This window comes from Scytonema sp. UIC 10036 (genome assembly GCF_009725235.1).
Genome location: NZ_WJFC01000107.1, coordinates 26,995 through 43,643, shown reverse-complemented (window position 1 = coordinate 43,643; position 16,649 = coordinate 26,995). Strand labels below are relative to the sequence as shown.

General features: G+C 41.8%; 15 protein-coding genes and 1 CRISPR repeat array. Of the genes, 3 read left to right on the top strand and 12 right to left on the bottom strand.

Annotation, left to right across the window (positions count from 1 at the left end):
- Positions 1-1,175 precede the first annotated feature (1,175 nt).
- The 6 genes from cas2 to F7734_RS36600 all read right to left on the bottom strand — a co-directional run bounded on the left by cas2 (position 1,176) and on the right by F7734_RS36600 (position 3,340).
- Positions 1,176-1,385, bottom strand: coding sequence for a CRISPR-associated endonuclease Cas2 (gene cas2 / locus F7734_RS64250; protein ID WP_347566348.1), 210 nt, complete (start codon positions 1,383-1,385; stop codon positions 1,176-1,178).
- A gap of 364 nt (positions 1,386-1,749) precedes the next feature.
- On the bottom strand, positions 1,750-1,950 hold the full coding sequence (locus tag F7734_RS64245; RefSeq protein WP_243147290.1) for a hypothetical protein: 201 nt from the start codon (positions 1,948-1,950) through the stop codon (positions 1,750-1,752).
- Positions 1,951-2,043: a hypothetical protein gene (locus F7734_RS65645; RefSeq protein ID WP_279239806.1), complete on the bottom strand. Its 93-nt coding sequence runs from the start codon at positions 2,041-2,043 to the stop codon at positions 1,951-1,953.
- A gap of 70 nt (positions 2,044-2,113) precedes the next feature.
- Positions 2,114-2,218, bottom strand: coding sequence for a CRISPR-associated endonuclease Cas1 (locus tag F7734_RS65640; protein WP_279239805.1), 105 nt, complete (start codon positions 2,216-2,218; stop codon positions 2,114-2,116).
- Positions 2,219-2,499: 281 nt separating this feature from the next.
- Complete coding sequence (locus tag F7734_RS64235) at positions 2,500-2,814, bottom strand: hypothetical protein (RefSeq protein WP_243147289.1); 315 nt, start codon at positions 2,812-2,814, stop codon at positions 2,500-2,502.
- Between the two features lie 139 nt (positions 2,815-2,953).
- Positions 2,954-3,340 carry a Dna2/Cas4 domain-containing protein gene (locus tag F7734_RS36600; RefSeq protein WP_243147288.1) on the bottom strand — a complete coding sequence of 129 codons (387 nt, stop codon included), beginning with the start codon at positions 3,338-3,340 and terminating at the stop codon, positions 2,954-2,956.
- Positions 3,341-5,192: 1,852 nt separating this feature from the next.
- Between F7734_RS36600 and F7734_RS36595 the strand changes: the two genes are divergently transcribed.
- Positions 5,193-5,393: a hypothetical protein gene (locus tag F7734_RS36595; protein WP_155749391.1), complete on the top strand. Its 201-nt coding sequence runs from the start codon at positions 5,193-5,195 to the stop codon at positions 5,391-5,393.
- 444 nt (positions 5,394-5,837) lie between these two features.
- Positions 5,838-6,032: a hypothetical protein gene (locus F7734_RS64230; RefSeq protein ID WP_243147287.1), complete on the top strand. Its 195-nt coding sequence runs from the start codon at positions 5,838-5,840 to the stop codon at positions 6,030-6,032.
- Positions 6,033-9,304: 3,272 nt separating this feature from the next.
- Positions 9,305-10,199: a CRISPR direct-repeat array (repeat unit 39 nt; unit sequence AACTTGAAACGTAGCGATTCCCGGTAACGGGACTGAAAC).
- Positions 10,200-10,236: 37 nt separating this feature from the next.
- Here F7734_RS64230 and F7734_RS36580 read toward each other — a convergent pair.
- Positions 10,237-10,434 (bottom strand): hypothetical protein, encoded by a 198-nt coding sequence (locus tag F7734_RS36580; RefSeq protein ID WP_155749390.1) that lies wholly within the window; start codon positions 10,432-10,434, stop codon positions 10,237-10,239.
- Between the two features lie 172 nt (positions 10,435-10,606).
- Between F7734_RS36580 and F7734_RS36575 the strand changes: the two genes are divergently transcribed.
- The gene (locus F7734_RS36575) at positions 10,607-11,215 is read left to right on the top strand and encodes a hypothetical protein (protein ID WP_155749389.1); all 609 of its coding nucleotides are present in this window, start codon (positions 10,607-10,609) and stop codon (positions 11,213-11,215) included.
- 32 nt (positions 11,216-11,247) lie between these two features.
- Here the strand turns inward: F7734_RS36575 and F7734_RS36570 are convergent, their stop codons facing one another.
- The 5 genes from F7734_RS36570 to F7734_RS36550 all read right to left on the bottom strand — a co-directional run bounded on the left by F7734_RS36570 (position 11,248) and on the right by F7734_RS36550 (position 16,353).
- Entirely contained in the window at positions 11,248-11,535 is a 288-nt protein-coding gene (locus F7734_RS36570; protein ID WP_155749388.1) for a hypothetical protein, read from the bottom strand.
- Positions 11,480-12,712, bottom strand: a complete 1,233-nt coding sequence (locus F7734_RS36565) for a hypothetical protein (RefSeq protein ID WP_155749387.1) — start codon at positions 12,710-12,712, stop codon at positions 11,480-11,482. Before F7734_RS36565 ends, F7734_RS36570 begins: the two co-directional genes overlap by 56 nt.
- 293 nt (positions 12,713-13,005) lie before the next feature.
- Positions 13,006-13,749 (bottom strand): choice-of-anchor E domain-containing protein, encoded by a 744-nt coding sequence (locus tag F7734_RS36560; RefSeq protein ID WP_155749386.1) that lies wholly within the window; start codon positions 13,747-13,749, stop codon positions 13,006-13,008.
- Positions 13,750-14,029: 280 nt separating this feature from the next.
- Positions 14,030-15,295, bottom strand: coding sequence for an STM4015 family protein (locus tag F7734_RS36555; protein WP_155749385.1), 1,266 nt, complete (start codon positions 15,293-15,295; stop codon positions 14,030-14,032).
- A gap of 68 nt (positions 15,296-15,363) precedes the next feature.
- Positions 15,364-16,353, bottom strand: coding sequence for a hypothetical protein (locus tag F7734_RS36550; protein WP_155749384.1), 990 nt, complete (start codon positions 16,351-16,353; stop codon positions 15,364-15,366).
- Between the last annotated feature and the right edge of the window lie 296 nt (positions 16,354-16,649).

Genomic DNA, 16,649 nt, shown 5'->3' with positions numbered 1-16,649 from the left:
TATAAGTCCAGTCACCTTTTTCCGCTTCGCTTGTAGTAGATTACTAGAGAGATTTATTATGCTCTATCATTAAGTTTCAGTCCCGTTACCGGGAATCGCTACGTTTCAAGGTGCCAATCATGGCGTGAAAATCATCTCCTAACCATTTGTTTCAGTCCCGTTACCGGAATCGCTACTTTCAAGATTTGAAAATAACGGGTTAGGCTAGCGGTTAGGTTTCAGTCCCGTTACCGGGAATCGCTACGTTTCAAGACTTTTTGAAAGCATTCTTCCCAGTTATGCTTTGAATCTGTTTCAGTCCCGTTACGGAATCGCTACGTTTCAAGCCTGATGGTAGGTTCAGTTTCACCAGAGATGTTCAGTCCCGTTACCGGGAATCGCTACGTTTCAAGTTTCTATAGGTATATAGACGATAGCGTAACTGCGTGTTTCAGTCCCGTTACCGGGATCGCTACGTTTCAAGTACGATTGCGTCATTTTATAGAACTCTTAAGGAGTCTCTGTTTCAGTCCGTTACCGGAATCGCTACGTTTCAAGACGATATAGAAGCAACTTAAATTGATATATTCCTGTTCAGTCCCGTTACGGAATCGCTACGTTTCAAGTAGCAGCTAAACTAAAGTTTTCAATTTGCATATTAGCTGTTTCAGTCCCGTTACGGAATCGCTACGTTTCAAGGTAAGAAACTATTTGAATCAAATCGCTAATCAGAGTTTCAGTCCCGTACGGGAATCGCTACGTTTTCAAGCTTATGCCTATCACAAACCTAAGAGCGCTTCTAGTTGGTTTCAGTCCCGTTACCGGAATCGCTACGTTTCAAGGACTACTCTAGGTCTGAGGGTGTTTCATTATTGGCTAGGTTTCAGTCCGTTACGGGAATCGCTACGTTTCAGCTGCTGAAGATTTACTGCTAATCCTTTAGTTAAACGTTTCAGTCCCGTTACCGGGAATCGCTACGTTTCAAGTCGCCATCTAAAACCTTACGAACAAGGATTCTACAAGCAGTTTTGGCAGATCGAAAAAATGACCACATTTCGCCTCGCTTATTGATAAAACTATCAATAGTACGAATATCAAAACGCTGTAACTATTAATTTGTCTAGGTTCTGGCTGTTTGGCAGAACCCCCAGGTTTTAGCCCTCGCTTTGATCTGCCAAACAAAAGACTACTAACAACTATATAATAATTGCTTCTTGTTGTCGAGCTTTTCCGAACCATGAGGTAATAGTTCGCTTCACTGCACCTGCATCAAGTACGTACACCCGCACTGAATCTTCCTCTGGTTTGATTAACTTTTCAATCTTGATTTGCATCTCGGTAAATTTTACCGCAGTTAAAAAACATTCAAACACACTGTATTGCGTCCAATTTCCATAACCACTCACATTTTGGTAACCGATTTCGACGCTTGTTTTGCCGCTTTTTGTCGGGTAAATCGTAAATAATCAAATAAAATAGTGTTGTCATTGAGGTTTGGAAATTTAGATATTTTATGTGGTGCGGATACCTTCACTTCGTTTTAGAGCAAGCTTGCTCGCGTTGAGTAGAAAAAAAGAACTTTTCGGCTCCTACAGTCAAAATTGCGATTCGCCAAGCGTGGTTTTGTCCAATTCTAACGTAGGTTTTGCTAAAATCCAATTTAACGTAGGTGGTAGAGCGAAGCGCGAAACCCAACAATGCTGATAAATGTTGGGTTTCGTTCCTCAACCCAACCTACGATTTCCGAGATCCTTGCAGGATTGGGCTTTGTCAATCGCCTATCACTACCGCAAAGCAAGTGGTTTGTAGGGAATCCCCTCTTGTAAATGGCGGCTTAGCAACCTGGCTTGAAGCTCGATCGCTCGTCGTAGGTGCAGCGATAATTAAAGATTGGATGGTAAATTCAGTCATCATTTTTCGCTCGAAAGCTTCTAAAAAGTTTTCTTCCAGTATCGGAAAGGCGGTATGCACCTAAACTTCGGTAAAATCTGGGGTTGAATTTCTCGTTTGCTCAATACTCCCAACACGATATTGTCGCGAAATAAGAGCGCGAAATTCTTCCATCAAATCCAATACCATTGCTGGTTGTCCGTGGTGGACTTCATGTAAATAACCAATATAGGGTCAAGTCCCGCTAGATGAACGCAGCAGTGACTTGGGTTTTCAGCAAAGCATAAGAAAAGCTCAATAAAGCATTGACTGGATCGGGTGGATTGCGATTGCGTCCATTGAATGCCATTGTTTACTACCATTTTTGCCAACAGGCAAAATATTCCCTTGCTGCTAAACCTTCGACTCCCCTCACTTGGTCAATGGTTTTTTGATTTTAACAAGATTTTTCCGTTCTTTGAGGGATTGTCCCGTTGATTGTGGCGATAGAGAACGTTGTACTGATTGTGAATTTTTGTAGTCACTATGGCTTTGACTAGTTCCAAACGCTGGGTAGGTCATGATAAACTCGATATTGTGCTATCGTAATGACCATTACGCGAGTATCCAGGAAGAGCAGAACCTAAGTATTTACCCACAAAAGAAAGATAGTGGACGGCATCCCAATTCTAGAGCGTATACCAGAGCATCTCCCGTCACTTGAGGATTGCCCCATGAGAACAACTTGTTCGCAGTTTGGGCTGGTAATAGTTTTTTCTTCCAAGAACCATCTTCTTGTTTGAGAGAGACGGTGAAGGCTTCGTAGACTTTACTTAAAACTGCTTCAGGTTGAGTAAGTAAATTACAGTCATGCGATTTTGGATTTTGGATTTGGATTTTAGATTGTGACTCAGTATTGGGTGGTGCGGGATCTTGCTTGCATTTGTCTAAATAAAAACAAAACATCTTATGCATGTTACTTAAAGCAAGGTACAGATGCTCCCAATACATAAATAGTAGTAGAAAAAACCGAACTATGTAAAAATATGTAAATATGTTAAAAAACCTTACAAAGACCAATGACAAATAACAAATGACGATCCATCTATTGAGAACGCAATGCTTTGACTTCAAAAGTTAGGCAAATTCTCTGTAAGCTACAGGATTGACACTTTTTTGTATTGTTCAATTGGTATCGGCATTTCTCTCGTAGCAGCAAGTGAGCTAGGGCTATGGCATTCTCTGTGGCTTGTCGTAGTTCTGGGTAAAGGCTACGGTTGTCGTCTGCGATTGGTATGGTAAAAATCTCACCGTAAGTAATACCGCGTCCGGTGCGTTCTTCCAAACATAAAGCAGCACCACAGAGTTGAAAATGATCGTTGAGGTGTTGTGCCATCTTGCCCTTTTTTGTATTCCCACTGCACAAGTTGCCCTTCTGACTCTCCACCGCATCGATAATTCCGGCAATTTTCAAGCGATCGCTCCATACCATTGTTGTTGGCGAATTATGGTATCCCCTTCGCGATCGCTAATTCTCATTAATATTACGGTGTAAATGGCGACCTAGAATAATATGCTCGTTATCTCCATTTCCCCCAGCACATATTCAGGTAAAATCGGGCGGGCAATATCCCAAGCGTTAAGATACGCCAGGGTAAATAATTTCAGTCATGCGATTTCAACCTGTCCATACCCATTGCCATTTTTTCTGCCAATTCCAGCAATATGGCAAAGGGCTAAGATAGTGGCAATTCTGGCTTGTTCGCTGTCTGCAAATTATATCGAACCAATCCCTCAGCCACCGATTTCCCGCTCCGCTTCCATTTTCATGGCGTAGGTTTTCAGTTCGTAGCCGGGAAATATAACATTCATTCGACTTTAGGAATTTAAGGCTTCTGGTGCAAATACATTCCAACGTCGAATAATCCGTTAAAAACCAAGTCGGTAGGGGAAAAGGTTGACGTTTTAACTTGTTTGAAGCTGGTGGGAGAGAAATCGCAAATCGATAGTATTTTGGGCTGTAATTGAGCAATTTCTCGAAGCTATTGTTTGGGTAATGTCAATCCAGCCTTCCATTCTACAAGAATTCCTGCTAGGGTCATTTCCTGCCCTAAGTCTGCATTCATCCCCACAATAAAGAGCGAGTAATTCTTTTTGCAACAAGCTGATTTTGAGGAGGATTTTTTTAGGAGAACAATATTCCCATCCAGTTGTTAGGGGTAGGGTTCTTGTTGGTGTATGATTTCGGCTAATTCTGGGCTGTGTTGGCAAACCAGCGAAAACACAATGCTGGATAGCGCGTGCTACAGGGGAGGAAAGGTTGAACTGAATTAACAGCGATTTGAATTCTGTGAAGGAATCGGAATTAACTTCCACACACTGATTTCATAAAGTCTTTGCGCATTCAACCAGTTACTACGCGGCAATTTGCCTCCACAGCATCCCCATACAATTGTCGTATAAATTTGCGTGTGGCAGACAGGCATAATTTTTGTCACGCCATCGGTTTTGCGTGGGTATCCAGATGGTTAATATCATCATGAATATCTTCCTGTTGTAGCCATTCGCTTAAGTTAACTGGAGCGTGTTTATTTGAGTGGGGCGTAGAATTACACTTAGTCCGGCGAAAGTTGGTTCTGTTTTGTTGATTGAGCCAGAAATTCGTAGTTTTTGGAGTTCAGTCTCTTTGGTAGAAGTCATAACGGCACTGTAGAGCGAAGTTAAGGTAAAAATCCTGGTTTGACTTCTACCAAAGAGACTGATACTCCAAAAACTACGAATTCTGGCTCAATCAACCAAAAACAGAACCAACTTTCGCCGGACTAATTGTAATCTACGCCCCACTCAAATAAACACCGCTCCAGTTAACTTAAGCGAATGCTACAACAGGAAGATATTCATGATGATATTAACCCCATCTGGATACCCCTACGCAAAACGATGCGTGAACAAAAATTATGCCTGTACTGCCACACGCAAATTTATACGACAATTGTATGGGGATGTGTGGAGGCAAATTGCGCGTAGTAATCTGTTGAATGGCAACAAGACTTTATGAAATCAGTGGTGTGAAGTTAATTCCGATTCCCTTCACAGAATTCAAATCGCTGTTAATTCAGTTCAACCCTTTCCTCCCACTGTAGCACGCGCTATCCATGCATTGTGTTTTCGCTGGTTGCCAAACACCAGCCAGAATTAGCCGAAATCATACACCAACAAGAAACCCTACCCCTAACAACTGGATGGAATATTGTTCTCCTAAAAAAATCCTCCTCAAAAATCAGCTTGTTGCAAAAGAATTACTCGCTCCTTTTTATGGGGAATGAATGCAGACTTAGGCAGAAATGACCCTAGCGGAATTCCTTGTAGAATGGAAGGCTGGATTGACATTACCCAAACAACTAGCTTCGAGAAAATTGCCTCAATTACCAGCCCAAAATACTATCGATTTGCGATTCTCTTCCCCCACCAGCTTCAAACAAGTTAAAAACGTCCAACCTTTTCCCCTACCCGACTTGGTTTTTAACGGATTATTACGACGTTGAATGTATTGCACCAGAAGCCTTAAAATTCCCTAAAGTCGAATGGAATGTTATTATTTCCGGCTACGAACTGAAAAACCTACGCCATGAAAATGGAAGGCGGAGCGAAATCGGTGCTGAGGATTGGTTCGATATAAATTTGCAGACAGCGAACAAGCCAGATTCCACTATCTTAGCCCACTTTGCCATATTTGCTGGAATTGCAGAAAAACTGCAATGGGTATGGGACAGGTTGAAATCGCTATGACTTGAAATATTTACCCCTGGCGTATCTTAACGCTTGGGAATATTGCCCGCGCCGATATTTACCTAATATGTGCTGGGGGAATGGAAGATAACGAGCATATTATTCTAGTCGCCATTTACACGTAATATTAATGAGGAATTAGCGATCGCCGAAGGGTACCATATTCGCCAACAACAATGGTATGAGCGATCGCTTGAAAATTGCCGGAAATTATCGATGCGGTGGAAGAGTCAGAAGGGCAACTTGTGCCAGGGAATACAAAAAAGCAAGATGGCACAACACCTCAACGATCATTTTCAACTCTGTGGTGCTGCTTATGTTTGGAAGAACGCACCGGACGCAGTATTACTTACGGTGTGATTTTTACCATACCAATCGCAGACGACAAACCGTAGCCTTTACCCCAGAATACGACAAGCCACAGAGAATGCCATAGCCCTAGCTCAACTTGCTGCTACGAGAGAAATGCCGATACCAATTGACAATACCAAAAAGTGTCAATCTGTAGCTTACAGAGAATTTGCTACCTTTGAGTCAAAGCATGCTTTCTCCAATAGATGAGTCGTCATTTGTTATTTGTCATTGGTCATTTGTAAGGGTTTTAACATATTACATATTTTTACATAGTTCGGTTTTCCTACCTACCTATTTATGTATTGGGAGCATCTTGTACCTTGCTTTAAGTAAAATGCATAAGATGTTTGTTTTTATTTAGACAAATGCAAGCAAATCCCGCACCACCCAATACTGAGTCCACCAATCTAAAATCCAAAATCCAAAATCCAAAAATCGGCAATGACTGTAATTTACTTACTCAACCTGAACAATTTTAAAGTAAAGTCTACGAAGCCTTCACCGCTCTCTCAAACAAGAAGATGGTTCTTGGAAAGAAAAAACTATACCAGCCCAAACTGCCGAACAAGTTGTTCTCATGCAATCCTCAATGAACGGAGATAGCTCTGTATACGCTCTAGAATTGGTATGGTGTTGGTCCGTCCACTATCTTTCTTTTGTGGGGTAAATACTCTAGTTTCTGCTCTTCCTGGATACTCGTAATGTCAATATACATTAGCTATCCGAATATTAGTGCATGACCCTACCCAGCCTTTTGGACACTAGTCAAAGCCATAGTGCTACCAAAAATTCACCAATCAGTACAACGTACTCTATCGCCACAATCAAGGGACAAAACATCTCAAAGAACGCAAAAAATCTTGTTAAAAATCAACAAACCATTGACCAAGTGAGGGAGTCGAAGTTTAGCAGCAAGGAATATTTTGCCTTTGCAAAAAATGTAGGTAATAACAAGGACTTCAATGACGCAATCGCAATCCACCCACCGAATCCAGTAATGCTTTATTGAGCTTTCTTTATGCTTTGCTGAACCCAATCAGCTGCCGTTTCATCTAGCGGGACTTGACCCCTATATTGGTTATTTACATGAAGTCCACGGGACAAACCAGGAATGGTATTGGAATTTGATGGGAAGAATTTCGCGCTCTTATTTCCACAAATCTGTTTCGGAGTATCTGAGCAAACGAGAAATTCAACCCCAAGATTTTTACCGAAAGTTAGGTGCCATTACCGCTTTCGATACTGGAAGAAAAACTTTTTAGAAGCTTTCGAGCGAAACAAATGAATGATGAATTGACCCATCCAATCTTTAAATTATCGCTGACCTAACACGGACGAGCCGATCGAAGCTTTCAAGCCAGCGTTTGCTAAGCCGCATTTACAAGAGGGGATTCCCTACAAACACTTTGCTTTGCGGTAGTAGATAAGCGATTGACAAAGCCCAATCTGCAAGTATCTCGAAATGTAGGTTGGTGGGGAACGAAAACCCAAATTTATCCAGCTTTGTTGGGCGCGGTTTCATTCGCTCTACCCAACCTTTCGTAAATGGAAGGCTTTTTAGCAAAACCACGTTAGAATTGGACAAAACCCACGCTTGCGAGCGCAAATTTTGACTGTAGGAGCCGAAAGTTCTTTGTTCTACTCAACGCGAGCAAGCTTGCTTAAACCGAAGTGAAGGTATCCCGCCACCACTTAAATTAATCTAAATTTCCAAACCTCAATGACACACTATTTTATTTGATTATTTACGATTACCCGACACAAGACGGCAAACAAGCGTCGAAATATCGGTTACACAAAATGCTGGAGGGTTATGGAAATTGGAACGCGAATACAGTGTGTTTTGAATTGTTTTTAAACTGCGTTAAATTACCGAATGCAAATCAAGATTGAAAATAATCCAACAGAGGACATTGCAGTGCGTGTTACTACTTGATGCAGGTGCAGTGAAGCGAACTATTACCTGATGGTTCGAAAAAGCCTCGAGACAAAAGCAAATTATTATATATTGGTTAGTAGCTTTATGTGGCAGATCAAAGCGAGGCTAAACCTGGGGGGTCTGCAAAACAGCAGAATAGACAAAATAATGGTAAGCTTTTGAATATCGACTATTGATAGTTATATATATAAGCGAGGCGTGAATGTGTCATTTTCGTTCTGCCAAACTGCTTGTAGAATTCCTTGTTCTGTTTAGGTGTTTAATGGCGACTTGAAAGTACGATTCACCGTAACGCGGACTGAAACGGTTTAACTAAAGGATTAGCAGATAAATCTTCAGCAGTTGAAACGTAGCGATTCCCGGTAACGGGACTGAAACTAGCCAATAATGAAACACCCATCAGACTAGAGTTGTCCTTGAAACTAGCGATTCCCGGTCAACGGAACTGAAAACCAACTAGAAGCCGTCTGGTAGTTGTATAGCATAAGCTGTGAAACGTAGCGTTCCGCGTAACGGGACTGAAACTCTGATTACGATGATTCAAAATAGAGTCTTCTTACCTTGAAACGTAGCGATTCCCGGTAACGGACTGAAACAGCTAATTGCAAATTGAAAACTTTATTTAGCGTACTTGAACGTAGCGATTCCCGGTAACGGGACTGAAAAGAATATATCAAATTTAGAGTTGCTTCTATATCGTCTTGAAAACGTAGGATTCCCGGTAAGGAATGAAACACAGGAGACTCCTAAGAGTCTATAAATGACGCCAATCGTACTGAAACGTAGCGATTCCGGTAACGGGACTGAAAACACGCAGGTTACGCTAAATCTCTATATACCCCTATAGAAACTTGAAACGGTAGCGATTCGTAACGGGAACTGAAACCATCTTCTGCGGTGGAAACTGAACCTACCATCAGCTATGAAACGTTGCGATTCCGGGTAACGGACTGAAACAGATTCAAAGCATAACTGGGAAGAATGCTTTCAAAAAAGTCCTTGAAACGTAGCGATTCCCGGTAACGGGACTGAAACTCAAACGCTAGCCTAAACCCGTTATTTTCAAATCTTGAAACGTAGCGATTCCGGTAACGGGCTGAAACAAATGGTTAGAGATGATTTTCACGCCATGATTGGGACACTTGAAACGTAGCGATTCGGTAACGGGACTGACACTTATGCTTAGCGCAGGTGCGATTCGCGGCTAGTTTTCTCCTTGAAAACGTAGCGAATTTCCCGGTAACGGGACTGAATAGTGCGGCGTGTTGAGTAAGCTTTTGTAAACTTTTCAGTACTTGAAACGTAGCGGATGTCGCGGTAAACGGACTGAAACCCCGTTAATTATCCCTATCAAGCCAGAATGCAATTTATGCTAGAAACGTAGCGATTTCCGTAACGGGAGAAACCTTGGACGTTCCAAACTGGGGGTTACAGCCGCAACGCTGGGGGCTTGAAACCGTAGCGATTCCCGTAACGGACTGAAACCACATCACACATCTTATTATCATGTAGAATCACTTGAAACGTAGGATTCGGTAACGGGACTGAAACTTTTTCTAAAATAAGCAAAGAGATCTGCAATGACACTTGAAAGTAGCATTCCGGTAAGGGACTGAAACAGTTAAGTTCGGATGTCGGAAGCTACATTTAGCCTTGAAACGTAGCGATTCCGTAACGGGACTGAAACAAAGCTCGATAGTTCGCTTCATCAGTTGAACGCTTTTCTTGAAACGTTGCGATTCCCGTAACGGCTGAAAATTTCAGAAGGGTGGTATAGCGCATCTCAAATTCATCTCAACTTGAAACGTAGCGATTTCCCGTAACGCGACTGAACTTTAAATGGAAAAGAAACTATAGAGTCTTATGAGTTCTGAAGACGTGAGCGATTCGGTCACGGGACTGAACATTAGTTACCTACCATCTCAATGAACTGGGTATGTCTTGAAAACGTAGCGATTCCCGGTAAGGACTGAAAACAAAAGGCTTGCGCTGAGCCGGGCTGAGGCTATTTTTTGAGCCTTGAAACGTACGATTCCCGTTAACGGGACTGAAATGATAACATTGCTACTGCGTGTCGCATCAACAGGAACTTGAAACGTAGCGATTCCCGGTAACGGGACTGAAACCCCACACACCCTTTCCAATGCCGTTTGTTCGGCAACTTGAAACGTAGCGATTCCCGGTAACGGGACTGAAACTTGCCTTGATAGCTTCCGACGATCGCGGTGGAAGACTTGAAACGTAGCGATTCCCGGCAACGGGACTGAAATATAGCGGATTCCTCTTTGATGTATTTATAGCGGTTTTCAATTGGGTGCAATACATAAAAAAGTTGTGAAACTGCAGCCTGTAGCGGGCGAACGCGGATGTATCTGTACTTCATTCAAGTGAAAACTGCTATGGTAGCCGATCGCAATCTTCCATCTAGTAATTCTGCGATCGCCAAATGCCAGTTCTTGTTTGATAGGACAAGGATTTGGGTTCTGCAAAGCAGTAAGCGCCATCGCATTACGAGTCTTATTTGCTATCTCATTTTTAATAGTACATTTGCTCTAAAGAAAATTCAAAACCCCTATTAACCTAATCCCGCTTAACGGCTGAAGCAGTTAAGATTCGCCGAGCGCTTACCTCAAGTAATTGGGAATACTAAGTAATAGTGTCAAAAATAAAGGTACAATGCCAGAAAGTACTAATCAACCAAGAGTCGATGATGCTGTCCTTGGTGGTCAAACAGTATCCCCAGCCCCAGTTAATGGTGCTGTTTTAGGAGGGTTAGAAGGTGTTAGAAGACGGTTGGCAAATCCAGTTGTCGAGCAAAAAGTCGCTGCGCTCAAAGAGGCGCTGAAATATGGCGAAGCAGGTTTGAATTTGGTCATTCAGGCATTGGAAGATAAATTATGGATGGTACGGAATGCTGCTTATTTGCTACTTGCTTCTCGAGAAGAGCCTGTAGTGAAACAGATACTTGAGGAATACACTCAAAAAAGCAATAGGTACGATACTTTTGTCGCTATGGGGCGCACTGGAGCAGCATCCGATGTCGATACACTGATGGAAAGTCTAGAGAATGACCAAAACAGTGCCACTTTTAAGCTTGTTGACTATACTCTAGGTTTAGTCAATACACCACAAGGAAAAGAGCGAATTCAACACTACCTTTTCAACGGTACGCAAAGGCAGAGGAATTACGCAGCACTTTACTTTAAGCGACTTGGTGCTAAAGACATTTTAGCTTCTGCGGTAAAGCAGGGCTGTATTGACCGGGTGCAAGCATTTTCCAAATAAAAGAGGTTGGCGGTTATGGATTGTCAACAAAGTCACTTCTTAGATAAATACCCGTGCGATCGCCTGACTGAGTTTCGCCAATTATATATATGTGTTCCTCTGTCTAAAAAAACTTGCAAGTCTTGCTTATTGGTAATAAAGCTTAAGCCACCATATTCATTGTTTGGATATACCAAGGTACTGCCATCGTTAATTCTTGATGAAAATGGAGAATAGGCTTTTGCCGCCTGAGTGATGCGATCGCCAATTTTTTTAACATAACCCTTACTCCCATGCTGTATAATAGCGATCGCTGTCATCATAAAAGCGATAACTGTCATGAAACTGGGAATCAGCAATGAGTTGACAATTGAGATTAAATAATTGGTCAAGTGCAATTGGAGGCAAACAATTTTCAGAAACGTTGAGAGTGTGTAAGTTCTGGATTGTCGGGCATTTGAGTAAATCTGTAACCCCAGCAAAAGTCAACTTTCCCTTCCCCAAATCTAGCACCTTTAAGCGTTTAATAATCTCCGAGCGAGATATGGATCTAGCAATTGCATTTGTATTTTCACTCCCAATCAATCCTAAATAAACCAAATTAGGACACGATTTACCAGATAGAAGAGGAGCTAAACTTTTAACTATTTTCTCAGTATCTCGTCTGCCCAGCCACAATTCAAGATATTCTAGGGATGGATATTCAATCTGGCAAATTTCAGCAATGTGTTCGTCTGTTAAATCTGCTCCTTCAATAATCAACGTTTTTAATTCTTTGTGTGTTTTTTTAGAAACTACTGGAGAACCATCAGGATTGCGAATTTGTAATATTTCTTGCTTTTGATTGTTTTTTAAAATTGGATTGCTAGAGTGACCAAAGAATCCACAAAGATGCAAGACATGCAAATTAGGAAAGGCTTTAAGAATTGGACTAATATTACTTAGACATATTCGGGAGTATCCACGCTCCCATTGTTCGGAATCGCTTGGATCTCCCATAAATAATGCTTTAAGATGAGGTAGCTTATCGCGAGTAGCAACCAGGATATTGACAAAATCTTGAAATTTTCTTTGATGATATGAGGAATTCTTCTCAATTTCACATACTAAAGCTTCTAACTTGGTTATTTGCGGCTCTTGCAACAGATTTTCTAGTTGTTTTTTTGTTCGCACGGCTGTGTCTTGATTCCAGCCCTCTAATGTTGTGAAAAATAACCATGGATCGCAATCTATTAATATCTGCTTTTCCTTTTGACCTCCTTTCTCTCGTAACAATCGAGCAGCCGTAAGTCGCACTTGCTTTGATTCATCTTTCAGCATTTCAAGTATCAGCTTTAGACCTGCTTCTCCATAATTGAGTGCTTCGCCAAGGGCTGCAAGTCGTGCGTCTACAACTGTACTTTTCAATCGACGCTTAACTCCTTCAATTCCTCCCAAAACGACGTTTCCTATGGGAAGCGGGACTCTTTCACCCAATACTACGTCAAATTCACTGGGTTGATTTTGATTGTCTGGCATTGACCCCTCACTTATGCATTACACTAAGGTTATGATTCCCATAAGAGGTTATTACTCCCTTCTCGGTCTAAAATTACCTATAGTGATTTATCTTCTCTCTGCGTCCTCTGCGCCTCTGCGGTTAATTAAATAGGTATTCTTCTGGTTCAAAGGGAGTACGCGCTTTCGCATTACGAGTCCTATTTGCTTATCTCATTTATAGTACAATTGTTCTTAGCAGAAGTCAAAACCCTCCCTAAGATACCTTGGGGAGGGTTTGCTCTATCCTCTTAACAAACCAAATACAGGTGTAATTAAATACAACTTAAGCGTCTTTTTGCTAATAGCCCAGTGACGACTACTAAACTCAAACCAATAAAGTTAGACGGTTCAGCTACCCGTCTTCGTTCCTCATAGTTATACGCAACTTTCACACTTGCTTTAGCATAAGTAGCAACATAAGATGCTACGTTACCCGACCCGCTGACAGATGACTGTGCTTTTGCTGTAAACAACAGGTCTGTATTTCCTAAACCACTAAAGAATTTTAATAAGCTGCTATCAGTGTAAGTTTTGGTATCAGCCAAGGTAGCCGTCAACCCTTCCAAGGTTTTACCAGAAGCCCCATCATAATCAAATACGCAGTCATATTTGGCAACGTTATAACTGTATTTTTTTTGTGGATTCAACTCAAATACAGAGGTATTGTCTGGTAGTTGCAATTGCAGCAAACCCGAAAGGTCTACTGTAACTGTTGACGGTGTTGCGCTTTTGTTTTCAAAGCCTGCATCTCCTTTGATATCACCCAAAAACTCTATCGTTACACTTTTAAGCATACCCAAAGCCGAGTTAAACTTTTTGATACTTAAAGGCGATTTGATGATGTCTGTAAAACCATATCCAGCGTAGGGTGCAGCCTCATCCACAGACGGTTTGTATTCTGCTTTGTACTCCAATATTGCCGCATTCGCAAATTCAGCCTTAGCAAAGATTCCAGTCAATGCGATCGCAGCCGTTAGAAAAGGGAAAAACTTTCTAGGTAAAAACTCTCTGTTCATATATCGTTTTGACGAACCCCGACAGTATGAGTCTCAGTGTATTTCTAACTCTTTTATTCTTTGATGTAGTCTTGATAAACCCACAGCCATGATATTGTTAATTTTTTATAAAATTTTTATGAAGAAAATACGTAATTTTACTGATGAAAGCTTTCATCTGTCTCCAGAAACTTTTACGTCTCGACCCAATCTTGCAAGGGATCTCAAATTTTTGTGTTTTCGGATTTTTGGGTTCATAGCTCCGCTTATTGTCCGATTATAGTACCAATATACTATAAAGCTACTCCGAAACAGAGCAGTAGCGACAATTAAGATAAGCATCTTCATCTTCTTCTTTTTGCTTACGGGCGATCGCTTGAACTTCTAATTGAGACATGCGTTCGATAGTTTCGTCTGAGAGAAAGTTTTCTGAGACATTGAGGATGTCGAGTTCATTCACAACCGGAGAGTTGAGTAACACTTCAGCCCCTTCATCACTCAAAGTACCCATGGATAAATCCAATACGCTAATGGAATTCATTAAGGGCGATTGCACAACAGCATCAGCAATTTCATTAGCAAACTGGCTATTGCGTAGCCCCAAGTAAGTCAAATTCGGGAATACTAAATCATCAAGAATGGGAGTCAAGCTTTCAACCCAGCAATCTCCACCGTAGTTTTCACTCCCAAACCACAGTTCAAGATGCTCTAGGGCTGGTAGTTTCAAGTTACAAATTTGAGCAACTGTTGTCCGACTTAAACCACCCGTTTCAACAATAAGTGCTTGTAAGCGATCGTGTCGTACAGGCGGACAAAATTCTAAACCATCTCCGCCACGAACTTGTAATATTTCTAGCTGTGGATAAGCCCTTAATATAGGGCTAAGATCGGTCTGTTTAATCCAAGAAATTTCACATTCATCGGAGGGAATATCTCCAATGAAGACTGCTTTGAGATTGGAAAGCTGATTTTTTGCATTCACTAAAGCATTTACAACGCTAGGTGGACTTGCAGTGTAGACTTCCTCACTCCACATCCCAAATATTAAAGCTTCCAATTTTGTTGCTTCGGGGTCTTCTAAAAGACTTGCGAGTTTCGCGATCGCATCTTCCTCCGGCTCGTAAGTCCATCGAATCGCATAAGCTGTCCCAATGGGATCGGTGATGCCAATATTAGGGTCAAACTCTGCTACCTGGCGATTGGCAAATCTTGTAGCGTGCATACCTTGATACCCTGGATACTCAGCTAACCGTTCAACCAAATCCCATGGTGTGTATTGTTGTAAAGCTTGCTTGACTTTTTGTTCTTCCCTGTTCCGCAAGAGTCGATAAGCAAAACGCTGTACTTGCTTGGATTCATCCTTCAAAGCCTGAATCGCCACATCTAATCCTGTATCACCATAATTCAGTGCTTCTTCAACTGCAGCCCTTCTAACTTCAACAACCGGATTCCACAAACGACGTTTAACGCCCTCGATTCCTCCTAAAACTGCTCCTTCTACTGGAGGTGGCGATTGTCCTCCGATTACTGCATCATCTTTTTTGGGTTGTTTGTGATTATCGGGCATGATACTTTCTAACTTCTGTACTTTTTACAGGATTCCCACAACCGCAGCTAAGTTAACACGTGGGATTCCTAAGTATTTATAGCTTGCCGTTGAAATATAATCATCTCAGTACCAACAACAGGATTGCGTGCTACTAACCTACCTTGAGAGTCGATAATTTCTAAATGGCTAAAATCCAAGTCCTTTGAGCGCTGTAATATATCAGCCGCTAGTTTGTCCTGTTGCGATTGTTTTAAATTATACCATTCATCGCTAATTTTGATAGTCAGATCGCTGCTGCGGAAGTTAGCTTGAATGGACTGTATCAATCCAGAGGCGAAGCGATCGCTAATTTCTGCGACTTGATTTTCGATAGCTGCAAGCAAAGTTTGTTCTGGAGTTAGTACGATCTCTGGAGTAGGAGTAGGAGTAGGTTCTGGTTCTGGCAATGGGCTTTCCTCAACCTGTGGCGGAACTTCACCTGTAACTGGTGCAGGTGTTTCTTCTGCTTGCGGTGTTGAAGTCTCCTCAGTTTGTGGAACTGGAACTTCACCTGTAACTGGTGCAGGTGTTTCTTCTGCTTGCGGTGTTGGAGTTTCCTCAGTTTGTGGAACTGGAACTTCCTCTGCAACTGGTGGAGTTGTTATTGTTGCAGGAGGTGCTTCTTGAGTTGGTGGAACAGTAGCCACCTCAGTAGGTTTACCAGACAGGATAGAAGAAGTTGTCCAAAACCCAATGACAGCAATCCCAGCAATAATCGCCGTTAAAGCTGTATCTGATAACTTAGTTGATAAATTTCCAGGCAAGAACGAGCGAATTTTGCCTAAAACCGCACTCCAACCTTGTGAAGATGCTCCACCTCTCGTCCCCACAGCCCCGCCAGGAGATTCTGTCTCCAGTTTGTTAACAGTTGCTTCTAAAATTCCAATCGTTCCCCTCAGAATACTAATGATAAAAGACTTCCAAGCGGGTTGAACTTTTTTGGAAGGCTGAGTCACTTGCTCACGCCTTTGCTGGGACTGACTCCCTTGCGGTTCGGGAGAAGAAGGTGGTTGTGGATTTGGATTGTCTTGTGACATAAAACTTCAATTAAAGCCACCGATCAAGGTTGCTACCTCCTCAGCTAATTTAACACTGCTTTGCCTCAGATAATGTTGTTTTCAAGCTATAAAACCAATATTCTCTCAACGTCATAATTAACGAAGTGTAATTTTTTTGTATTTGGCTCGTAGTTGCGCTGTCTTCGCATGCATCGCAACTACACACCAGCATAATTATTTATTATGCAAATAATAATAATTCTTTCTAGAACTGATGTTCTATAAGTATATACTGTTGAATGCGTTGTAAATCAAACAGCTTCATCCAGTAACAT